Below are 21,419 nucleotides of genomic sequence, written 5' to 3'. Positions count from 1 at the left end.
TCAACTCGGTAGACCTATCATAGACATATACATCTATTTGCCATCTCCTACAATTATATCTGTGATGATGTCTAACTGTTTCTCTACCGCAATAGGGTCACTCGGAAGGAACTGATCAAAGTTAATGGAGTATACGTGACCCGCTTTCCCGGCTGGTGAGGCATCAATCAACTTTTGCACATCCTTGAGTTTGTCCTCAGCTCCCTCATTGACGGCCAGGAACAGACGGTCACCGATAAACTCGGGAATGACCTCGGTGGAAATCTCCCACGTTTCTCCGTGAATGACGTCCGACTCTACCTTGGCCGCTGGCTTCAACCCAAGATATTTATAAATAATGTTGCCCCCCATATTGGTATCTCCGTATACAAAAAGAGCATCTGGACGCACGTTTAAAATAGAATACGTTTCATCCGCACGAACATAAGGGCTAATTTTCTCTTTATACGCTGCGATTTTGGCTTTGAATTGCTCATTCCATAACCGTGCTTCCTCTTGTTTCCCGAGAATATCCCCAAACATCTCCACATCTTTAATCGGGTCATTATACTGCTCCACAACAATGGTTGGAGTGATCTGACTCAGTGCATCATACCCGCCTTCCACAGCTTCTGCGAATGCTGCCGTTGTCACAATCAGATCTGGCTCCAGTGACAGGATTTTCTCGGCATCTGGCGGAACGCCCACATCTGAAATACCGGAAGTATCATCTATAAGTGGGTTTTCTAAAATATATGTCGTTGTGCCAACCGGCTTCACTCCAAGCGCCATCAACTCACCCAAGTGATAGAAGCTGACAACTCGCTGTGGGTTCACAGGAATCTCGGTTTCGCCTTTCAGATGTTTATATATCCGCGTTTCCACAGCTGCGCTGTCTGTAGCTACAGCAGTAGTCGAATCCGATGAAGCTGGCTGGGTAGCCGCTACTTCTGGAGTACTGCTGGTCTGACATGCACTTAGAAGCAAGGATGTACTTAATAACATCATCGCCCCAAAGGCTGGTCTTGAAAATCTGAACATGGATGTGTCCCCTTCCGCAATACGTTGATAATAAGTCTCATTCTCATTATGAGAACCGGAGTTAGGGGTTACAATAGACGATTCTAACCAGCGTAATGGATTATACTGAACCTGCACCGGTTGCCGATATTGCTTACGAAATTGAAGTGGCGATAAACCAGTATGCTTTTTGAACAAACGACTGAAATAATACATATCCGCATACCCCACGTTGCTTGCGATTTCCTGGATACGGGCATCGGACCTGAGAAGGTACTGCTTCGATCTGTGAACGCGCACATGAATGAGATATTCGATGGGTCCCAATCCAATCTGGTTCTTGAACAAACGGGACAGGTAACTGGTGCTGCAATGGTATCTCTGTGCTAATTCTTCGGCTGTAATTGGTTCACTATAGTGATCGTGAATGTAGTGGATTGCCTCAGTGACAATATTGGGTCTGTTACTTTCCTTATGGGCCGATGCCTGGATCTGTTGCCGCATGATCTCGTACACCAATGGGAGAAAAGCCGATTGTGCCTGTAGCTTGTCTATGGGGGCAGACTCTTGCCACAGACGACTCATGGCTTCACACTTTTCCTGAATAGGAAGTAACGCATTCGGAGCAAACCCATACGTCACTTGGAAGCTCTTCCGATCTTCCGGCGATGTACACTCGGCTATATATAAGAGCAAATAACAGGCAAAATCCTGATCCAACGGTATCATACTTAGCTCAGCATCTGCTCCCCCATGCAATATGTAAGGTGAACGGGTCTGATACACCTCTCCTGATATACTTATCCTAGCCTCTCCATGCGTAGTAACTAAGAAAAAGCTATTTTCCGCCACATCGTGATCAGGGACCGTTCCTTGCTCCGCACGATAGTACCGAATATCCAGTAATCTAACGGCCGTTCGACTCCAGTGTTCGATATGAGCTTCCCAATCCATACGCGTTCCCCCTACTTCTTCGTTCTTAAAATATGCCTATTATATCACAGACAAAAAGCCCTCAACCCAGATGGGTTAACGGCTTATGAGATGAAAAAGTATATTGGAAAAGGCATAGCTATGATGAGGCCCTAGTATTCTCGCGCATATTGCTTATCCTCTTTCAGCTGCACAATGTCATGTCCGGTTGGATTCTGGAAGGCCCGCAGTCCAAATGTTGGCGCCACCGCGAAGATATGGTCAAAGATATCCGCCTGAACATTCTCATATACTCCCCAGTTGATATCATTGCTGAATGCATAGATTTCCAGAGGAAGCCCGCGATCTTCCGGTGCTAATTGTCGCACAATCATCGTCATATCTTTATTGATCTTCGGATGATTTCTCAAATATTGATGGATATATTCCCGAAATACACCGACGTTTGTCAGCTGTCTGCCGTTCACGTTGCTTTCGGTATTCACCTGGTGCTCCATGTTGTACGCTTGAATTTCCTTCGACTTTGCCGTGACATAATCAGTCAGGTAGTGGATTTTCTCAAACTCGGCCACCATCTCTTCCGTACAAAAACGAATACTGCTGATATCAATATAGACGCTTCGCTTAATCCTTCTGCCGCCCGAGAGCTGCATGCCTCTCCAGTTACGGAACGAGTCCGAGATGAGGGCATAGCTTGGAATCATCGTAATGGTTTTATCAAAATTCATTACTTTCACTGTATTCAGTGTAATGTCGATGACGTCGCCGTCCGCATTATACTTTGGCATCTCGATCCAGTCACCGACACGCACCATATCGTTCGACGATAACTGTACACCCGCCACGAGGCCCAGGATCGAGTCTTTGAATACGAGCATTAATACTGCCGATAACGCCCCTAGTCCACTGAGTATAATGAGCGGATTCTGTCCGATCAGACTGGAGATGACGATAATACCCCCGATAATGAACAGGACGATCTTGGCTACCTGAATGTAACTCTTGATGGGGCGGATCTTCGACACCTCATAGGTACGATAGATATCATCGAATACATTCAATAATGCATTCAGAACCGTAATCATGATGACAATCATGTAGGTCATTGCTGCTTTTTCAATTATGGCCTGATAGGGTGGGAAAATATAAGCCGAATAATAGATAATAATAGCCGGCACGAGATGCGACAGCTTCTGAAATAAATTTTTCTGAACCACGATGTGGCCCCACTTAAAACGGTTGTTACTTACGATACGATGAACCGTCTTCAGTACCACTCGCTTGGCAATAACATTCGCCAGTACTGAGATTAGTGCGATAAAAATAACCATAATCACATTCGAAAGGTATCCAATGGAAGGTCCACTCATGCCGAGTTCTTCTAGTTGATTTCTGATAAAGTCCATTGTTTCCTCCTGACATAATCTAGTTTAGCCTATTATTATAGAGTAGTTCAGGGTGGTAAGCAAAGTTTGTGCTTCCGCTTCATTCTTCCTATACATTATATATAAAAAGGACCCAGTCATTCAAAGAATGATGGGTCCGTTCTATTTAATCGTACTCGATTTTACTTCATGTCCTCAACTATTTTCAACAACTCACTCACTGTCACTAAACGGTACCCTTCCCCCACCAGTTCCTCCACCAGCACACGAACTGCCTCCACCGACTGGGAACGATTCCCGTACCCGTCATGGAATATGAGCACGCTGCCAGGTTTCACCGCAGATCGGGTATGCGCCAGAATATGCTCAACGCCGGGATTATCCCAATCTCTCGCATCACCGTTGACTGCACCAATCGTGCGATATCCCCGCTCCGCCGCCAGAGACAGTATATCATCGTTTACGCCAAAATACGGCGGTCGGAAGCAGCGGGCAGGTTGTCCCGTAACTTCTTGAACAAGACGTTCTGCGCGTTGCAGCTCCTCCCCGGCGTCCTCCAGCGTCAGCTTGGTCAGGTCCGGATGCGTATACGTATGGTTGGCGATTTCATGCCCTTCCCGGTGCACCTCCGCCGCAATCTCCGGGTGAGCCTCCATCTCTTGGCCTATCATGAAAAATGTCGCCCGCCCATCGGCACCGCGGAAAATCTCAAGCAATTGAGGTGTATACACCGGATGCGGCCCATCATCAAACGTGAACGCCACAACCTTTTCCCGAACAGACTCCTGCTCTACCATTGTGATGTTGACCATACTATAATGACCCCTCTCTGCAACTACCTGCTACATACTCCCTTATTATTCCATGTCCACAGGCTCCGGTCTAGTTCAGAGATCACACCTTGCGAACTCCCAGCTCAAGTTGATATCTGCCGGAAAGAGAGTACAGCGAACGACCAAGCAGCAAGCCCTTCTACCACCCTCCAGTCCAGCCTCCGGCTAACCTTTGATCGCACCTGCGATCATGCTCTTCTGCACCTGTTTGTTCAACAGCAGATAGATGACTACCGTTGGCACCGTCGTAATCATCAGTCCCGCACCAATGATACCCCATTGCGTAATGTACGTTCCCACCATCGACATCATGCCCACCGTCAATGTCTGATAAGCCGTGTTATTGATAAACGTGACCGCAAACATCAGCTCATTCCAGCATGACAAAAACGTGAAAATGGCTACCGTTGATATAGCCGGGGTTACCAGAGGCAGAATAATGGAGAAAAACGTCCGGTAGATACCGCAGCCGTCGATCACCGCCGACTCCTCCATCTCTCGCGGGATACCTTTGAAAAAGCTGCCCAGAATGAATACCGCCATCGGAATGCCAAACGCCACATAGGGAATGATCAGAGACCAGTAGCTGTTGAGCAGGCTCAGATTTTTCAAAATAATAAATAATGGCAGCAGCGCCGCATGAATCGGCACCATCATGCCCAGCAAAATGAGCGTCATCGTGAATCCGCTGAGCTTCCAGTTCATCCTCGTGATTGCGTATCCCGTCATGGAGGACAAGATCAGTACCAAGACAATGGAGGCCGCAGTAACCAGCACACTATTCATAAAATAGGTCAGTACATGGCCGTCGGACATGGCTTTGGTGTAGTTGCTCCACAAAAACGCTTTGGGCAATCCAGCCACATCACCGCTGAAGATTTCACTGTTATCCTTCAGGGAGAACAGTGCCAGCCAGATGAGCGGGTAGATCTGCACAATTGCAACGAGGATCAGAAACGCTTGCAGGAACACTTTCCCGATTGGTCCGGAGATGGACCTTGGCTTGGGCTTTTTTTGCAACATGACTTCTACGGTACTCATGCCTCATGCCTCCTTCTATTCCGTTTTGAACAATGAATTAATGAGGATCGTACACACCAGACACTCCACAATGATAAAGACCGAGATCGCACTGCCATAGCCGTACCGGAACGTATCAAAAATGGTGGCGTACATCAGCGTGCTCGGCACTTCAGTCGTGTAGAATGGCCCGCCGCCCGTTAGCACATAGATCAGGTCAAACACCTTGAATGCACCGATGACCGAAAATACAAGGCTTACCTTCAGAATCGGCTTCATCAGCGGGATCATAATGGACCACGCCGTGCGAAGACGTGAAGCACCATCCATTCGAGCTGCTTCCAGCACATCCTGAGACACGGACTTCGCTCCTGCATACATCAGCAGCATGTGATACCCCACGTACTGCCAGAGGGTCGGGATAAAAGAAGCCGCAAGTGCCGTATGCTTCTGACCGAGCCAATCTTGCGCCCAGTGGGCTAAGCCGATATTTTGCAGCAGCACATTCAGCAGACCGTAATCGGCATTGTAGATTTTCGACCACAACTGCGCAATAACCACCGTGGAGATCAACACCGGGATGAAATACACGGTCCGGTAGAACCCTTCCCCCTTGACGTTGGACGCCAGAATCAGTGCAAGCACCAGCGAGATCGGCAGTTGAATGAACACCGAAGCTCCCGCGAATAACAGGGAGTTTTTGATCGAATTCAGCACCCGGGTGTCCTTAAACATCTCTACATAGTTGTCCAGGCCGATAAATGTCCCCCTGCCTACTCCGTTCCAATCCAGCAGACTGTAATAACTGGAGACAAAGATCGGAATAAGCACAATGCCGCAGAACAGAATCAGCGTGGGCAGTACAAAGACGGCTATCGTGCCTTTATTGGAAAATACAGAGTTCATTGTTGTTCTCCTCTCAAAGGCGTGACCGGGATATGCCGGACCACGCCTTGTTTGGGCTTTAACTGTTTAACCTACAGGCTTAGCTCCGTTGGTTTGAGCTGTGCCATCTGTTTGCAGAACTCCTCCGGGGTTACATCGCCGGCCAGCAGCTGGGCAATCAGGTTTTTATGCGCTTCGGCAGACTCCGCTGGCAGAATGTTATCCCACCACGCGATGAATGAGGTCGCCGTTTTCATAATATCCGCTGCAGACAGATCAAGGGAGGATAGGCTGGACGTGTCGAGTGCATCGGTTTTCCAGCTTGGCAGACCGGCTCCAGCCAGGAAACCTTGCGTACCCAGCTGCTCGCTCAGATACTTGAGGAATTCCACAGCTTCCTTCGGATGTTTGGTATTCTGGTTGATGTAGAAACCATCGACGGCACCGCCGAAGATTTCGGTATTTGTGCCTTTGCCATCCTCAAACACCGGGAACGGAATCACTTTCACTTTGCCTTTGACTGCGGAGGATGGATCCTCAATTCCTGCATTCACCCAGTTGGCCTGGAACATCATCGCCCCGTTGCCTGCATTAAATGCCCCGAGCATCTCGTCATAGCTCATGCTGAACATGCTGCTGTTGAAAGCTCCTGCTTGCGCAAGCTGCTGCATCTTGGTCGCGGCGGCAACAAAGTCGGGTGAATCCCACTTTGACGGATCTTTAAAAGCTTCCATCACCGCAGCATTGCCTGCCTGGCGCATCGCAATAATGTCGTACCAGTACATGCCCGGCCAACGGTCTTTTTCCCCAATCACAGCCGGAGTAATTCCTGCCGCTTTCAGCTTCTCGATTGCATCGAGTAGTTCGTTATAGGTGGTCGGAATCTTGGCACCCGCCTGCTCGAACAATTCCGTGTTCACGTAAAGGTTGGCGATATGTGTGTACACGGGCAACGTGTAGATTTTGCCGTCCATATTGATCGCCTCAGCCATACCCGGGCCCATCCGTTCTTTGATATCGTCCGTCAGGTAACTTGAGATTTCCAGCACATTACCGGATTTGATGTACGGCTGCATGAAGCTGCCGCCTCCCATGCCATAGAACAGGTCCGGCGCTTCACCAGCTGCAATCGATGTTTTGACTTTGGTTTTGTACTGTTCTCCTGTCGTGCCCGTACGTTCAACCTGAATGTCCGGATGCTCGCTGTTCCATTTCTCAACAATCTCGGGCAGTAACTTGGCCGAAGGATCGGTATTGCCGACCGATTGATCCCACAGCGTCAGCTTGATTTTGCCGTTACTTTCCCCCTGTGCACCGCCGGACGAATCGGTTGAACATGCTACCAGACTGCTTACAATGCCCAGCGTCAGAATTAGACTTGCTGATTTTTTTAATAGCGCTTTCATCTCTATGGACCTCCCTATGTGTTTAGTTGCTTCTAGCCCATATTTTAGGCAAACTGTGCTTTGTTCTCCATTTAGAAAACAGGCATCGATTTGTAATATTCGAACATATGTGGAATTGGAAGTGGAAGTGCGTTTACGCTCAAACCCTCTCTGCACTCCCCCACACTCCCCATTTTTGCATTCTCGTTTTTCAGGTTTTTACATTCCGATACTCATTCATGGATCGGCCGATATGTTTTTTGAACAAAACGCTGAAATAGTGTGGGTCCGGGATGCCTACCTGCTCCCCAATCTCATATCCTTTCATATCCGTCTGTTTTAACAGCATTTCAGCCTTCTTCATGCGGAGTTGCGTCAGATATTCCACAAATGTCTGCCCGGTTTCTTTTTTCATCAGCCGCCCCAGATGGCCCGAACTTACGTAAAAAGCAGCCGCGGTGCTGGAAAGCCCTACTTCCGCATTGCCCATGTTCTCTTCAAGATAAGCCTTGACCCGGTCGATCAGATTATCTTCCTTGGCCTGTCGCTTGGCTTGTATGACATCCGATACGGTGCGGACATACTGCGTCAGCATGCTTTTTAGTTCAGGCAAATGATCTGCTGTGAAAATGGCCGCAACGACCTCTTTGTTCAATGCGTGTTCTCCCTCAATCTGCTGCTCTATGGCAGCACGCTGGCACTCCGTAACCACATCCATGGCTGCCATCCGAAACTGTGAAACGTCCGAGAATGGCACAGACAGCATACGCTCCAGCAACAATACGGCTTCTTCCCCCGCACCAATACTGACGTAAAATTGCAGTTGTTGGAGCAGCTGCGCATCCGAGTGGTAGGGCCTTTTCCCGCCTTCGATGATCAGATCCTCGAAGCAAATGACCTGATTTTTCCCCACAAACGCCTGATAGTCGAGTGCACGACAAGCTTCCCGGTATCCCGCACAGGCCTTCCCCCATCCTGATTGCCATTGTCCAATCCCTACGGTCACATCCACTTCGCATCCTTCGAGCTTAAGCGTATGTTGAAGTTCTTCCTGAAGCTGCTGTACCTGATTGGCAAATTCCGTATTCGCCCCAAGCGAGAACACAACGATCCGATTATGCGGGTCCATGACGATAATGGTTTGCGAATCCTGCGGATAAAAAGCCTGTACCTGCTTCATGCCTACCATTCGCAGCAGAATATGTATTTCCTCAGCAGGTTGTGGATGGGCCTCTGTCTGATGCCAGCTTAAATGGGTTTGATCGTGTTGAGGCTCGGTTTGAACTTGGCTGAGTTGGTGGGGTTGACGAGCTTGATGAGCTCGTTGTGCTTGATGTGCTTGATGAGACGTCTCGGACAGCTGCTGATTTGCCTCTGGTACATCTATCTTCGCTTGTGGGACAGCAACCTGCACCTCCATTACTGCGATACGTAATCCTGGTTCACTAGACGAGATAGGAATGCCGAAGAATCTTGCCTTTTCTTGGAGTTCATCCTCAGGGATCACATCACTTAACCATTGATTCACAAATCGCTCCCTGAGATATGGCAAGCTCTGCTCCATTTCCTCCCGCAGCTTCATCAGCTCGTACTCGCGCCCAATCTCCTGCTCGATAGCCGCTCGCAGCTTCGCCGTAACCTGTAATAACTCAGAAGCACGAATGGGTTTCAAAATAAAATCGGATATGCCCAGCTTCACACTCTGACGAGCATACTCGAATTCATCATGTCCCGTCACAACCACGATTTTTAGGCTTGGGTAACGCTCCATGAGAATGCCGCTCAGTTTAATGCCGTCCATCTTCGGCATGTATATGTCCGTGAACACGATGTCTGGACGCAACAGCTCCACTTGATCCAAAGCCTCTTCGGCATCGGAGGCCTCGCCAATAATGGTCATGCCTTGCTGCTCCCAATCAATACGCATGCGCAACAGATTTCGGATGAGGTACTCGTCATCCACAATCAATACCTTTAACGGTTCCACAGTTAATTTCATGATTCATCGGCTCCCTTCGGGATCGTTATGATAATGGTTGTTCCTTTTCCAACCTCGCTCTGCAGCTTGAGTCCATCTTCTCTTTCATAGAAAATGCGAAGCCGCTCCATCGTGCCCCATAAGCCAAAGCTTGGATTGTGTTTAGAATTATAGCTAGGATTAGAAGGTTTAGATGAACTAAAGGGGTTAGATGGGTTAGTTGAATTAGTTGAGTCAAAACGGTTAGAACGGTTTATTTCTTTGCGTTGAACCTGCTGCACTTCTTCCTCGGACATGCCGACTCCGTCGTCAGTGATCGTTAGAAGTACCCCCTCCTTGGATCGATGAGCTTGAATACGTATCATGCCTGGGCTGCCTTTAGGGCGTATGCCATGATACAGCGAATTTTCCACCAACGGCTGGAGTACGAGCTTGGGAATCATCACCCGCTCACAGTCTGAATCGATATCGTACTGCACCTCAAATACACCGGGGTAGCGTACCTGCTGGATCGTCAGATAATTGCGTACAATCTCAACCTCCTCGTGCAGTGTAACCAGTTCACGGCCTTTGCTGACACTCAGGCGATAGTAACTTCCGAGCGCTTCTAACAGCTCACATACCTTCTCGTTCATGCCCGACATCGCCAGGGAGGTGATGGAATCTAGTGTGTTGTATAGAAAATGGGGCTTGATCTGCGCCTGAAGTGTATTCAACTCTGCGCGGCGGATTGTCTGTTGCTCCTGAATGATGCGTTTCAGCATCTGGTCGATCTGCTCAATCATCTGGTTGTATCCTCCATATAGCTGTTCGAACTCGTAGCTGTTCAGCTCAACCGTCACTTTGCGAAAGTTGCCGCTGGGTGCCTTCTGCATGGAACGAAGCAGCTTGTGAATCGGTTTAATGACACTGCGTGAGATGATAAACGAACTGACGAAAAAGACAGTCCCGTTCACCGCCAGTAATATTAGCGCAAGCAGCACCATGGATTTATTACGGGTATCCGTAGCCCGGTATGGACTCACGCTGATGAATTTCCACCGATCATCACCAGCCGAACGATAGGTCACCGCATATTCCTGACCATGTGCATGTAAAGTAATAAATCCGGAGGGTTGCTCTTGAAATGCTTGTTTTAACTTGGCTTGATTGGCTTCTAACATCTCGTACATGCCTTCCTGTCCAGAAGCCGCAGACAAGGATATGGATGCGTCGGATACTGCAGGTACGCCCTTCTTTCCATCGGTTGCGTTGGTTGCGATCACCCGCTGATGCTCATCCAGAATGGCCACCTGAAATGAATCCGGTGCAGACAGGTTGGCGTAGGCTTGCGCGATGGATGCCCCCTTGATGTTCATGACCAGAAATCCAAGCGGAGACGTATCATCCAGATCCCGAATGAGGCGAATAAATGAGACCACCTCTTGCCCATCATTTTCCCCCGTCGCCGAGACACTGCTGTCGTTGTTGCCACCATTCAGCCTGAGCAGATATCGTCCGTTGTGCTTCAAAGCCTGTTCGTACCACGGCGCTTCCTTCACATTCGCTTCCATAAACGTGGGCCATTCCTGTGTACCAACCGAGAATCGGTGACCCGAATTATCGTATATATAGACTGAATCAATAATTGGAACCGCTTGCATAAGATTGGTTAAATACGCGCTAACCTTGGACTGTGTCTGTAAATTGGAGTACACATTGCCCTGACGCAGCAGGTTCTGCAAATTGGGATCGGAGAAAATCATCTTCGAATAATTGTTCACGTTCCCGATCATCAGATTAACATTGGTCTCAATGGATGCGATTGTCTGCAGCGATGCTTCATTGATCTTTCGCTGCGCATCACTTTCCGAGATTCGATTCAAAACCAACGCACTAAACGCCACCGTTAGCAGAATAATGACACAGTAGGCAAACGGAATTTTAAAAGCCAGCGTCTTGGGTTTGCGTCGAATAAACTCTTTGAAACGGGGAGCCCACTTCCGCTTCATAGCGCTGGGGTTTGCTCTTGTGTTTGCTTTCGTATTTTCGTTTGCTTCTGCATTGGTCTCGGCATCTGATCGGGCTGTTTCTTTTGCTGTTGCTTTCGCTTCAATCGTTGCCTCTTCTTCTGCTGCTTCTGCTGCCTCTGTTTTTGCATCCTTTGCTCTGTTTTGCACTGTAAACCTCCTTTGGTTCCGAGGTGTGATGGGTTTAACGCTTGGGATCGGATGACCTGTTGTGATACCCACCTCTATCTCGGATTTTATACAATTGTATATTATAGGACGGTGTGCGGAAGAGGCTCAATTCTTTTTTATCGCTTGAGGATGGCTAGATTGAGTGAAGTAGAATGAAATTTGAGGGCCTGATTGTTGTGAATGCAACGGGTAGAGGCCCCCGTAATTGGAGCCGCAAGAAACACTGTTTTATAAAATATTGGAGGTAGAGATAAAAAGTTGTGTCTTGTTCCGGGTGGGGAAGGAAGGGGGGCGCGGATTATCTTGATACACAAAAGACGACGATAAGCATCTATTTTGATATGCGCTACTTTTGTGCAAAATTACGATATGTACGAGCATGCACAAATCTTACTATGGGGCGTGTGTTGATCGAGTGGTTAAGTTTGGAGAGTCCAATCATCATTTTCTCGTATAATGAAATTAAGTGGGGAAATTTTCGGAGGCAAAAACGCCCTCGGGCAGGACAAGTACAGAGTTCGTTATGGTAAACAGCCACAGCCACTCGTGATCAAAGCGAGAATTCGGTCACGCCTTTTCGGAGGCATATTTCAGTGTATAGCTTCCTTCTATGCCATATGGCATCGTAGCGATTTGGATGCGGGTGTAATCGAGCCGACTCTCTCTCAGCACTTTTTTAATTAGCGCTATGCTCCGATCCTCGTCCCTTACCACACAGAAAATGTTCATTACATATTCCTTCGGATCAGCCACGCGACTACCCAGATCACACCCATCCACCTCTCCCAACTCCGCCTGTGTCAGAGCCATTTCCAGATATTCCATCACCTTTTCCTTCAACCACTGATCTCGTTTTCTGCCCTGCGCACTCTTCAGTGGATATTGCACCACAAGCCAGTATTTTTCACTCATTCAGCTTCACCAACCAATCTTTATAGGATAGGGCATTACGTTATGCGTGAGCACTTGAACGATAAGAATGCATGTGTCAGCCTTACATTTCTCCAGGTTCCAAATGGGCTAGATCATTGACCTTACTGCTTTTTGGAATTGTACTGCCCTTCCATTTGCAGGATGAGGAACATGATAATGTTTAATGATATGGGAAAAAAATCTTCTGCTCATTTTTCAGCAAAAGACTTGCAAGCCAGCGTTATATTTCATTTTGAAAACTTATATTTTCCCAATTCAATCCACGTACTAAGTTGCCATCTCTTTCGATTGTCTCTCTTTCGAAAACGATGTTTTTAGGTATAATTTCAAAGGAATTGTCATCCTCAGTTAATGACTTTAATGAAAACCGTGATATCACTTCATTATTTTCATTATATACTTTCATTTCTCCAGTTGAGTCAATTTTAAGTCTTTCATAAATTTGTTCAGGCAAATTGTCTTCTAACCTCACAAAAAATTGATCACCAACATGCGTTATTTTATTTAATAAACCAAAACATTTAAAAATAATTATCTTATCTTTATCATAGAGTTTTATTACAAATTTAAAATTTTTCATTTTTATTGGCATAAAAAATACTACTTCATATCTAGGGGAGCCACTTGGTGGATTTTTGTAAAAAGTTAAAGAAGGAGCATTTTTAAAAATTATCTCACTCACATCAGTATCTTGCTGTTCCTCCAAGTATTTGAGATCACATATCTCTTCAGCTAGTGGTAGATAGCCCTTTCTAAAAGGATCTTTTAGATTTTTCACTTGATTTAAAATGAAGGTTAAGATAATCAATAATCCACTTAACAAAAAGTAAAATAAATAAACACCAAAATTTATCGTAGAAGGCAACGAAAAATCTAGTTTAGTTCCGAATCTAAATTGAGTATAAAAGCCTACAGTTATACCCCATACATAAATAGTAAAAGATGAGACTGTTAAATAAATCCAATACATATAGTTGATCAATTTATTTCCAACAATATTACTTTCATAGCTGAGAAGAATTTGTCGAATATCTGAAATTGACAATGTGTAAGGACGATACAAAAGTTTCAAATCATTTGAGGATGCTATTAATTTATTTTCATACATATATCCGATAAAGAGAGCAAAAAAGGAAACCAGCGCCATTATACCAGAAAACACCCAACTTATAAGCTCAATTTGATCTTTCAATAAGTCAGACTTATTTGTTGATAAAGATGCATTAAAATCAGTTAAAAAAAGTAGAAAAAAAGGAGTAAATATAATTACAAAAGATATCCATTTACGCATACTTTCGGGACATCTCCTTTATTAAAGCAGATAGAGTATAAAATACATCGTTTTCAATAGCCGTATCCGGAAAAGATACAACAGAATTTTTATCGATATAAAATATTGAGTTTCCTTCCATATGAAAAGTTAGGTTTGTTACAGAATTATTTTCAAAAAGACTTTCTAGCTCAAATTCAGTTATATTTTTTATACTAATCTTCTTTATTTCATTTGCATCATGTGAAGTTGGTTTTTTTTCGATATGTATACTAGTTAGTTTTGCAAACCAGTTTAAATTTTCACAATAGTAAAATTGCTTCCAGTAATCATAGGGAAACACTCTTTCAAACTGTGTAGGGATAATAGTAGAGAGTTTACTCATAAAATAAGCAATAGAGCTTTCAGAATTCGAAAACGCACATATGAATTTTTCAGATTTAAATACCCAACAACTAACGCTTCTTTGTTCTCTAGAGAGGATCTTGTCTCTCACTCGAACTGGATCTAGCCATGTATATACTAATTCAATCACATCATCATTTTTTTTTGATACAGATAAATCTTCAAATGGAGAGGTGGCTAATCCATTGAGATCTTGAATTTTAATTTCACTTACAAAGTGAAAAAGAATACTATCAGTTGTCCAAGTTAACAATGGAATACCTCCCCCTTTGTAATTAATGTGAAGCCCCTATTCCCCTCCCTCTTCATCGGCAGAATAATCTTCTTCATCTAATATATTTGGACTCTCATCGCCTACAAAAGCATTTAATGATTTAAGATCCAAATCGGCGTTATTATATCCAATTGAATCAAGAACTGTTCTGTTAGACTGTATAAATTCACGCATGCTATTATTTAAATCTTCATCTTGATCATTTAGAAATGAGAGCAAATTAGTAACTATCGATATCGAGCGCAAAGTATTTTCTTCAATAACACGAATAATTAATTGATCTTTATTCAAATATTTATTTGCAATCGTATTTAAGAGCACCTTAGTTTGAGCTATATCCTTTATTCCATTATTACACATATCGATATATTCACTTTGTATAATTTCAATCACTTCAGACTTAATATCCTCATCATCCGTATCTAAAATCACTATTTTAAGTATATCCAACTTGGAACCCTTAAGATACACCTTTGTCGAAAACTCAACTCCGTTATAAATCATATCCGTAGAAAAGAAAACAATATCACTTCCAATAGTAATATACTCACATGCAAGTTGAGATGAGAGTAACGCTTTTCCTCCTATTGCTACATCTTTAATTCCATCTTTTTTATTTTTTGAACCTGTATAAAATTTTATTTCTTTAAAAGTAGCCTCTATTCCTTTTTGTTTTAGCCTGTGAGAAACAAAATCTAACAATAATGCTGTTTTAAAGCTCACACTACCAAGTTCATTGATTTGATTATGAAAATCTTTTAAACTATATGAAATTATCGGCATTTTGAAGATACTACTCATAAATGCAATCAACACATCTTGAACTTGGTGGTTACCCGTGTAGACTGTCAATACCCTATTAGATGTATTTAAAGTAACGTTTGCGGTGAAAACTGCAGATAAACTTGTTAAATTATTTACACCTGTTAACCACTGACTCTCAAATTCCTTTAGTCGAAAGTGAAATTCAAGTGATTCCCCCATGCGTTCGGTCTTTGTAGAAATTATATAGACATCTTTAAAAGTATGTTCATCAACAGTGAAATTTTCAATGATTTTTTCTTGAGAGAATCCATCAAGAAAGGTTAAATTAGTCACTTTGTATGTATATGCTGGTAAGCCAATGCTTTTCCTCATAACTGCCATCTGTACGAAATCTTCAATTTCCTCTTCTTTTATTATTCTTTCTAACTCAAGAAATTTATCTTTTATGTCTTCTTTCTTCTTTAATTTTTTCTCTGGAACCCAGCCTGTTTTTTCTTCGATAATTGCTAAAGCGTCTTGTTTAGGAATCCTATTAAAGACTCGTAGTAATACTCCTGTTAAATTAACCATATCCTCACTCCTCAATAGATTTAAAACTGCAAAAACACAATGTTTATTAAGCTTGTTAGAAATCGTAAAGAGCTAAACTGATTATATAAAATACAAATTTATTAAGTATCAAGCAATTTCTTGTTAATTATACTTGATGAGTGCACTATAGTAAATATTAAACAAACGCATAACTGTCGCCCAACCTTGTAGCACTGATAGTTATTAACTGACGTCTACAGATCATGCATAAAAAGCAAAAAACCCGCTATTTCAGCGAGTTTTTTTTAATGGAGGCGAGGGGAGTCGAACCCCTGTCCGAAGATAACGGCACATAAGCTTCTACGGGTGTAGTCACAGTTTTGATGTCACCCGAGTATCGCCCCGTAACCGGCTATACGTTGGGTCAGCCTGATTGTCTTCTTCAGCACACCCCAGGCGGAGATGTGACAGCGTATCCCACTACTAGTTAGCCCCTATCCCTGTCACATGGGCGATGCAGGGTAGAAGCACGCACACAGTTTCTTAGGCTGCGAAAGCGTAGTTTGTTTGTTGTTTGCCGTTTAATAGGCTTTAGCGTTGATAAAGCGGACGCGTCCCCACTACCCGCTACCCATGCTCGAACTATCCCCGTCGAATCCATAAACGCCCCCTCAATGAAGAAGGGCTCCAGGATTAATCCGTGAATACGGAGCAAAGGTGCTGCACATCTTTTTCCTCCAAGGTAAAAAGATGCTTCTTTCAAACTCGGCATTCCTGTCTGCTACATGAGTAATCATAACATAGGAAACATCACCGAAATAGTACAGATTGCTGGAAGACATTCCAGCAGGCTGAGCACGTGTACAAAGTTATCCAATACAACAGGCTCAATCGTCTACATATTATACCGCGTCACCAATCGGAAGTAAAGTTTACCCAGATCGGATCACGAACAACGGCACCTAAGTATCTTACCCATGATTAAAGTAAACTACGCAACAGTCTGATATTTCATATTTCAGCACCTACAAAGTTCATGTTTCTGGTGCCTTCTTCCAATGCATAACAGCCAAATTCATCACAGCACACTTCAACAATTCAAATTACCTTCCCCAAAACAAATAAAAAAGCCTCAATCTTGCCCATTGCAGGACAAACCTTGAGACTCCTTAACTCATACATCAATCTTCCTAGCTCCATCATAAAAACTAACTTATACACCTAAAGTAAAGCCTTCACACCCAGCGCTCCACTTAACGCGCAACCTTCTGCTTCTCGCGCAGTACCCGTTGGATATCACGTTGTGCATCCCGCTTGGCCGCAGTCTCCCGTTTATCATACTGCTTCTTACCTTTACCCAGTCCAAGCAAGAGCTTTGCGTAACCGTTGCGGATATAGATTTTCAGCGGAACGATGCTGTACCCATCCTGTTTCGACAACCCGAGCAGCTTGTGAATCTGCACTTTATGCATCAACAACTTGCGTGTACGCGTCGGATCGAGCGGATTATTTCGGTTCCCTTGTTCAAAAGGACTAATATGCATATTGTGAATATGGATCTCACCGTTACGAATCGTGGCAAATGCATCACCAATATTCGCACGGCCGTTACGAAGAGATTTGATCTCCGTTCCGGTAAGCACCATGCCCGCTTCATACGTATCTTCAATGAAGTAGTCATGGGAAGCCTTTTTATTCTGTGCAAGCACTTTACTCTGTCCATCATTCTTGCCCATGTCCTCACTCCTTCTCCGTAAAATAAGCCGGTACCATGCTCTGTAGCAGCGCACCCATTGTTGCACCAAGGTACCACGTGCCAGACCTTAATTGTAGCAAGTACGGCTGTTAAAATCAAGAAAGAGGCGACCTCTGCCGCCCCTCCTCATTACACCACTTTCAGACTGTGCGAAACAACATACCGGCTGAAGTGACTATTTTCTCCAACGCTTAACCTGGAGGAACGAATTGTAATCCATCTCTTCAGGTAACGTTAGCTTTATTTTTTCTTTTTCCGCACAAAAGCTGCCGTGCCGTTACCAGCTGCACCTTTGCTCTTCTTCCGCTTGCGTCGTGGTGCTCCGCCTTCCTGAGCGCCACCAGGAGTTGCATTCTCTCCAATAAATACGCCGCTCGGCGAAGTGTTTTTGCGTCCACTTCCGCCTTTGCCACCTTTACCGCCACCCTTGCCGGACTTAAAGCTTCCTTCACCGCGACCGCTCCCGCTGTTCAGGCCACTTCCTTGTCCACCGGTTGAACTAGTATCAGATCCACCCGATGTAGAGCTATAACCGCCTTTACCTGAGCCAAAACCAAAGCTCACCGCGCCTTTGCCCCGGCCAGTTGATCCGCCAGCATCACCAGCACGACGCTCACCTTTAGGCTTGCCGCCACCTTTACCTGCGTAGCCACCGGATGAGCCTGCTCCCGCACCTGCACTTGCTGCTCCGCCGCGACCGCCACGTCCACCTTTGCTGCTCTCTTCCGTTGATCGGCCATCACGGTTGCCTCCAGCACTGGCTGAGCTGCCTTTGCCGCCACGCGATCCGCTGAAACCACCAGGTCCACCCTTGGCACCACCGCGTCCGCCGCCGCTACCAGGACGTCCACCTTTACCGCCACGTCCTCCACTGAAGCCGCCAGGACGTTCAGCGCGAGGTTTCATATCCACCATTTCAAAATCAATCGTATACTCTTCCATGCTGACACGTGCCACACGGATCTTCACTTCATCCCCGATACGGAAGACTTTTGAAGTCCGTTCACCAATCAGAGCCATATGTTGATCGTCAAAATGGTAATAGTCGTCCGTGAGCGCGCTCAGACGAATCAGACCTTCAACCGTGTTCTCCAATTCAATGAACATACCGAAGCTGGTCACACTGCTGATCATGCCTTCGAACTCTTCGCCGACTTTATCCAGCATGTACTCGGCTTTTTTCATTTTCTCTGTATCCCGTTCAGCTTCTACCGCCACACGTTCACGTTCCGAAGACTGCTGCGCAATATCGGCCATCCGTGCTGCCAAATACTCCTGTCGGTTCTCCGGCAAAGCACCATTATTTTCAATGACTTCACGAATCACCCGGTGAATGACGAGATCGGGATAACGACGAATCGGAGACGTAAAGTGACTATAGAATTCTGCCGCGAGGCCAAAGTGACCTGACATTTCAGAATCATACTTCGCCTGTTTCATGGAACGGAGCATCATCGTACTGATCACGGTTTGTTCTTTCGTTTCTTTGATATCCTCAAGCAACGATTGAAGCGCACGTGGATGAATTGCATTGCCACGTCCTTTGACCTGGTGTCCAAAATTCGCCGCAAAGGCGAGGAAATTTTGCAACTTTTCCTGATCCGGGTCTTCGTGCACACGATAAATGAACGGAACCTTCAACCAGTGGAAATGCTCTGCCACTGTTTCGTTTGCTGCCAACATGAACTCTTCAATGATTTGCTCCGCAATCGAACGCTCCCGTTTCACGATATCGATCGGTTTGCATTCTGCATCCACAATAATTTTGGATTCTTCAAAATCAAAGTCAACCGCACCACGGCGCATACGCATCGCACGCAGTTTTAAAGCAATCTCTTTCATCAGATGAAAATCATCCACCAGATCCTTATAACGCTCTAGCAATTCCGGCTCTTCACCTTCAAGGATTTTACGAACGTTGGAATACGTCATCCGCTCTTTGGTTTTGATTACACTCGTGAAAATGTCGTGTTTGACAACCTTCATCTGATCGTTGAATTCCATCTCACAAGACAGAGTCAAGCGATCTACCTGCGGGTTCAAACTACAGATTCCGTTGGATAGGCGCTGAGGCAGCATCGGAATAACCCGGTCCACCAGATATACACTGCATCCGCGGTTGTAGGCTTCCTGATCCAGCTTGGAATTCTCCTGTACGTAATAGCCAACATCGGCAATATGAACACCCAGACGGTAATTACCATTAGGCAATTTCTCTACATTTACAGCATCGTCCAGATCCTTGGCATCTTCACCATCAATCGTGACAATGTTCAGTCCACGCAGATCACGGCGACCCTGTTGTACAATCTCCTCATCCGTGATGGAGTCCGGTGCTTTCTCCGCCTCTTCGACCACTTCATCCGGGAAAGCTTCAGGCAGCTGATGCTTGCGAATGACGGACAAAATATCAATACCCGGCTCATCCTTATGACCGAGAATCTCGATCACTTCACCCTCGGCTGCCGCCCGGCCCTCTGGATAGCTGACGATCTTTGCTACGACCTTCTGTCCATCAACCGCCCCTGCAAAGTTGGTACGCGGGATGAAAATATCTCGATTAATCCGTTTGTCATCAGGAATAACGAAGCCGTACACCTCATGGCTTTGGAACACACCGACAACTTGTGTCACAGCACGAGTAACAATACGGACGATCTCACCCTCCAGGCGACCGCCAGAAGGTCCTTGAGACGTGACTTTAACCAATACCGTGTCACCATTCATCGCACTTTTCATATCATTGGCGTGAATGTACACATCCGGGTGCTCCCGATCCTCAGGAATAAGGAAAGCAAAGCCTTTGGCATGAGCCTGTAAACGTCCGCGTACCAAATCCATGCGCTCTGGCATACCATAGCGATTGTTACGGGTCAGCAAAACTTTACCGGATTCCTCCAGCGTATTAAGCATAATCAAAAAGGCTTTGAAATCAGCTGCATCTTCAATAGCGAAGTGCTGTTCCAACTCCTGATAAGTCATGGGTTTATAAGCGGTTTCCCGCATGAAGTCGAGCAATTGTTGTTCTGTTATCATTAATATATTCACCTCGGGAAACATAAAAGTGTATTCAAGTCTCATCTCTTTATGTATCGGAATCCTTACCATTTTCATGATACACATAGCCACTGCCGTGTAGAGTGTAGTAGTGCAACCATACTATCTCATACCCTAGTATACACGAATTCAATCCGGACCATCCGTACCTCGCAAAAAAACCACAGTGGCCTGGCGCTCCTCTATAATCACGCTTTCACATATCTCTACAGACATTTTATGCGGCACAAATGCAGTACGCATCTGGAAAAGGACCAGACCCGAAAATTTTCTGTACACATGACATTCATTATAGGGAGTGAGTTCGCGCGTAACTAATAAGCGAGGGACATACCATACATGATAGGGGTGTGTTGCATGTTAAGGAAGGAAAACCGAACAGAAGTGAGAAGAAGACCAAAAATCATGGAGTCTATAGATTAGATTGTTGGAAAAGTTTGGACGCGTAAGAATTTATTAAAAAACCCCCGTTTCTCCACGAAACGAAGGTTCATCAATTAAGCCATTAGCTTAAGCTATTCATTGTACAGCAGTTCCAATTCTTACTTGGAAACCACCGTAACAATAATAGACAAAATCATAAATCCTGCACCCAGTACCACCGTTGCACGTTGCAGGAAGAGATCCAATCCGCGCGCTTTCGTTTTACCGAAAAGATGTTCCGCACCACCGGAGATGGCACCCGCCAAACCAGCGCTTTTCCCGTGCTGCAGTAATACTACAGTGATTAGACCGATCGAGAAGACAACGAGCAGCAATTTCAAAGCAATATCCATTCTTTCCACCTCCTACCCATGTGGGCATAACATCTCACCATAAAAACAGTTACT

At 45.3% G+C, this 21,419-nt stretch carries 15 protein-coding genes and 1 other RNA gene; all 16 read right to left on the bottom strand.

Annotated features, from left to right (window positions below; genetic code table 11):
- Window positions 1-33 precede the first annotated feature (33 nt).
- The 16 genes from ABTV53_RS00375 to secG all read right to left on the bottom strand — a co-directional run bounded on the left by ABTV53_RS00375 (window position 34) and on the right by secG (window position 21,365).
- Window positions 34-1,953, bottom strand: a complete 1,920-nt coding sequence (locus ABTV53_RS00375; protein WP_433749393.1) for a helix-turn-helix domain-containing protein — start codon at window positions 1,951-1,953, stop codon at window positions 34-36.
- Window positions 1,954-2,084: 131 nt separating this feature from the next.
- A complete protein-coding gene (locus ABTV53_RS00370) occupies window positions 2,085-3,338 on the bottom strand; it encodes a mechanosensitive ion channel family protein (RefSeq protein ID WP_433749390.1) in 1,254 nt (417 codons plus the stop codon).
- Between the two features lie 161 nt (window positions 3,339-3,499).
- Window positions 3,500-4,129, bottom strand: a complete 630-nt coding sequence (locus tag ABTV53_RS00365; RefSeq protein WP_433749387.1) for a polysaccharide deacetylase family protein — start codon at window positions 4,127-4,129, stop codon at window positions 3,500-3,502.
- A gap of 186 nt (window positions 4,130-4,315) precedes the next feature.
- Window positions 4,316-5,191 carry a carbohydrate ABC transporter permease gene (locus ABTV53_RS00360; RefSeq protein ID WP_340911235.1) on the bottom strand — a complete coding sequence of 292 codons (876 nt, stop codon included), beginning with the start codon at window positions 5,189-5,191 and terminating at the stop codon, window positions 4,316-4,318.
- A gap of 15 nt (window positions 5,192-5,206) precedes the next feature.
- Entirely contained in the window at window positions 5,207-6,076 is an 870-nt protein-coding gene (locus tag ABTV53_RS00355) for a carbohydrate ABC transporter permease (RefSeq protein WP_339304843.1), read from the bottom strand.
- 71 nt (window positions 6,077-6,147) lie between these two features.
- Window positions 6,148-7,461: an extracellular solute-binding protein gene (locus ABTV53_RS00350; protein ID WP_421895337.1), complete on the bottom strand. Its 1,314-nt coding sequence runs from the start codon at window positions 7,459-7,461 to the stop codon at window positions 6,148-6,150.
- A 190-nt stretch (window positions 7,462-7,651) separates the two neighbouring features.
- Window positions 7,652-9,439: a response regulator gene (locus ABTV53_RS00345; protein ID WP_433749383.1), complete on the bottom strand. Its 1,788-nt coding sequence runs from the start codon at window positions 9,437-9,439 to the stop codon at window positions 7,652-7,654.
- The gene (locus ABTV53_RS00340) at window positions 9,436-11,577 is read right to left on the bottom strand and encodes a cache domain-containing sensor histidine kinase (RefSeq protein ID WP_433749380.1); all 2,142 of its coding nucleotides are present in this window, start codon (window positions 11,575-11,577) and stop codon (window positions 9,436-9,438) included. The genes ABTV53_RS00345 and ABTV53_RS00340 overlap by 4 nt, the downstream gene beginning before the upstream one ends.
- Before the next feature lie 588 nt (window positions 11,578-12,165).
- Complete coding sequence (locus tag ABTV53_RS00335; protein WP_433749377.1) at window positions 12,166-12,510, bottom strand: hypothetical protein; 345 nt, start codon at window positions 12,508-12,510, stop codon at window positions 12,166-12,168.
- Window positions 12,511-12,751: 241 nt separating this feature from the next.
- A complete protein-coding gene (locus ABTV53_RS00330; protein ID WP_433749375.1) occupies window positions 12,752-13,822 on the bottom strand; it encodes a hypothetical protein in 1,071 nt (356 codons plus the stop codon).
- On the bottom strand, window positions 13,815-14,459 hold the full coding sequence (locus ABTV53_RS00325) for a hypothetical protein (protein WP_433749372.1): 645 nt from the start codon (window positions 14,457-14,459) through the stop codon (window positions 13,815-13,817). The genes ABTV53_RS00330 and ABTV53_RS00325 overlap by 8 nt, the downstream gene beginning before the upstream one ends.
- Window positions 14,460-14,495: 36 nt before the next feature.
- Window positions 14,496-15,815 (bottom strand): hypothetical protein, encoded by a 1,320-nt coding sequence (locus ABTV53_RS00320; RefSeq protein ID WP_433749369.1) that lies wholly within the window; start codon window positions 15,813-15,815, stop codon window positions 14,496-14,498.
- 267 nt (window positions 15,816-16,082) lie between these two features.
- Window positions 16,083-16,447, bottom strand: a transfer-messenger RNA (tmRNA) gene (ssrA, locus tag ABTV53_RS00315).
- A gap of 582 nt (window positions 16,448-17,029) precedes the next feature.
- Complete coding sequence (gene smpB, locus ABTV53_RS00310; protein ID WP_036674736.1) at window positions 17,030-17,512, bottom strand: SsrA-binding protein SmpB; 483 nt, start codon at window positions 17,510-17,512, stop codon at window positions 17,030-17,032.
- A 260-nt stretch (window positions 17,513-17,772) separates the two neighbouring features.
- A complete protein-coding gene (rnr, locus tag ABTV53_RS00305) occupies window positions 17,773-20,568 on the bottom strand; it encodes a ribonuclease R (RefSeq protein WP_433749366.1) in 2,796 nt (931 codons plus the stop codon).
- Between the two features lie 563 nt (window positions 20,569-21,131).
- Entirely contained in the window at window positions 21,132-21,365 is a 234-nt protein-coding gene (gene secG, locus ABTV53_RS00300) for a preprotein translocase subunit SecG (RefSeq protein WP_062837740.1), read from the bottom strand.
- Window positions 21,366-21,419 lie beyond the last annotated feature (54 nt).

The sequence above is a fragment of the Paenibacillus amylolyticus genome, from assembly GCF_050990605.1.
Classification (GTDB): Bacteria; Bacillota; Bacilli; order Paenibacillales; family Paenibacillaceae; genus Paenibacillus; species Paenibacillus amylolyticus_H.
Note: the sequence above shows the minus strand (reverse complement) of the source record. Positions and strands in the feature narration are given on the sequence as shown.

What these genes read in the sequence shown, in the direction of transcription:
- ABTV53_RS00355 (WP_339304843.1), bottom strand. Translation starts at nt 6,076, where the DNA reads ATGAACTCTGTATTTTCCAATAAAGGCACGATAGCCGTCTTTGTACTG.
- ABTV53_RS00320 (WP_433749369.1), bottom strand. Translation starts at nt 15,815, where the DNA reads ATGGTTAATTTAACAGGAGTATTACTACGAGTCTTTAATAGGATTCCT.
- ABTV53_RS00335 (WP_433749377.1), bottom strand. Translation starts at nt 12,510, where the DNA reads ATGAGTGAAAAATACTGGCTTGTGGTGCAATATCCACTGAAGAGTGCG.
- ABTV53_RS00350 (WP_421895337.1), bottom strand. Translation starts at nt 7,461, where the DNA reads ATGAAAGCGCTATTAAAAAAATCAGCAAGTCTAATTCTGACGCTGGGC.
- ABTV53_RS00345 (WP_433749383.1), bottom strand. Translation starts at nt 9,439, where the DNA reads ATGAAATTAACTGTGGAACCGTTAAAGGTATTGATTGTGGATGACGAG.
- ABTV53_RS00370 (WP_433749390.1), bottom strand. Translation starts at nt 3,338, where the DNA reads ATGGACTTTATCAGAAATCAACTAGAAGAACTCGGCATGAGTGGACCT.
- ABTV53_RS00365 (WP_433749387.1), bottom strand. Translation starts at nt 4,129, where the DNA reads ATGGTCAACATCACAATGGTAGAGCAGGAGTCTGTTCGGGAAAAGGTT.
- ABTV53_RS00375 (WP_433749393.1), bottom strand. Translation starts at nt 1,953, where the DNA reads ATGGATTGGGAAGCTCATATCGAACACTGGAGTCGAACGGCCGTTAGA.
- rnr (WP_433749366.1), bottom strand. Translation starts at nt 20,568, where the DNA reads ATGATAACAGAACAACAATTGCTCGACTTCATGCGGGAAACCGCTTAT.
- ABTV53_RS00330 (WP_433749375.1), bottom strand. Translation starts at nt 13,822, where the DNA reads ATGCGTAAATGGATATCTTTTGTAATTATATTTACTCCTTTTTTTCTA.
- ABTV53_RS00360 (WP_340911235.1), bottom strand. Translation starts at nt 5,191, where the DNA reads ATGAGTACCGTAGAAGTCATGTTGCAAAAAAAGCCCAAGCCAAGGTCC.
- secG (WP_062837740.1), bottom strand. Translation starts at nt 21,365, where the DNA reads ATGGATATTGCTTTGAAATTGCTGCTCGTTGTCTTCTCGATCGGTCTA.
- smpB (WP_036674736.1), bottom strand. Translation starts at nt 17,512, where the DNA reads ATGGGCAAGAATGATGGACAGAGTAAAGTGCTTGCACAGAATAAAAAG.